The 1,213-nt window shown below is 72.5% G+C and carries 2 protein-coding genes; one reads left to right on the top strand and one right to left on the bottom strand.

Translation table 11 applies throughout. The features are described from left to right. A partial coding sequence (locus HW445_RS31680) for a LuxR C-terminal-related transcriptional regulator (protein ID WP_180224210.1) occupies window positions 1-530 on the top strand: 530 nt, incomplete at its 5' end. On the opposite strand, the gene HW445_RS31685 is transcribed toward HW445_RS31680, so the two are convergent. Next, on the bottom strand, window positions 489-986 hold the full coding sequence (locus HW445_RS31685; protein WP_180224211.1) for a MarR family winged helix-turn-helix transcriptional regulator: 498 nt from the start codon (window positions 984-986) through the stop codon (window positions 489-491). The genes HW445_RS31680 and HW445_RS31685 overlap by 42 nt on opposite strands. Window positions 987-1,213: the final 227 nt, after the last annotated feature.

A 1,213-nucleotide genomic window follows, 5' to 3' on the forward strand; every position in this document is an offset into this window, starting at 1 on the left:
CGGGTGCGGTGGCGGGGGACGGCATCACGCTGGTGGCCGGCGTCCGGACGGCGCATCCCGGGGTGCGGACGGTGGTGCTGGCGGAGAAGGACGACCCGCGTCGTGCCGCGCAGGCGTTGCAGGCGGGCGCGTCGGGCTGGGTGGCGAAGGACTGCTCGCTGTCGCGGCTGCTGACCGTGGTGCGGGGGGTGCTGCGCGACGAGACGCATCTGCCGCCGGCGCTGCTGACGGGTGTGCTGCGGGAGATGACCGCGGCGCGGCGGCACCGTACGGAGAGCGAGCGGCTGGTGGAGTCGCTGACGCCGCGGGAGCGCGAGGTGCTGCGCTGCATGGTGGCGGGGCTGGGCCGCAAGGCGGTGGCGGAGCGGTTGTTCCTGTCGCCGCACACGGTACGGACGCACATGCAGAACGTGCTGGGCAAGCTGGGGGTGCACTCGACGCTGGCGGCGGTGGCGCTGGCGCGGCGGGCCGGGGTGGGGCCGGTGGACCTAGCCGGGGATGTTGTCGAACGGGGCGGTCAGCCGGCGTAGCAGGGTGGCGAGTTCGCCGCGTTCGCCGCGGGAGAGCTCGGAGAGCAGGGCGCGTTCCTGGTCGAGGAGACCGGCGAGGGCCTGGTCGGCGCGGCTCTTGCCCTCCTCGGTGAGGCGGACGAGGACGCCGCGGCGGTCGCTGGGGTCCGGGAGGCGTTCGACGAGGCTCTTCTTGGCGAGCCGGTCGATGCGGTTGGTCATCGTCCCGGAGGTGACCAGGGTCTGGGTGAGGAGCTGGCCGGGGGAGAGCTGGTAGGGGGATCCGGCGCGGCGCAGGGCGGTGAGCACGTCGAACTCCCAGGGTTCGAGGTGGTGCTCGGAGAAGGCGAGCCGGCGCGCGCGGTCGAGGTGGCGGGCCAGCCGGCTGACCCGGCTGAGTACTTCGAGCGGTTCCACGTCGAGGTCCGGGCGCTCCCGGCGCCACGCTGCGACCAGCCGATCGACCTCGTCCTCCATACGATCAGTGTAGTGGTTGTGTCGATGTGAAGTCTCTTGACGTCGAGAGATTTTGCCCTGTGCACTGGTGCCATGGACGCAGACATGGACCCGGGTGCGGGCAAGGGCAAGGGCGAGGACGAAGGTAAGGGCAAGGGCAACGGCGGGGGCACGGACTGGGACGCCGAACGGTATCTGCGGCACGCGGACGACCGCGCCCGCCCGTTCGCCGACCTGCTGGCCCGTGT

The organism is Streptomyces sp. UH6 (assembly GCF_013421635.1).
GTDB classification, from domain to species: domain Bacteria; phylum Actinomycetota; class Actinomycetes; order Streptomycetales; family Streptomycetaceae; genus Streptomyces; species Streptomyces abyssomicinicus.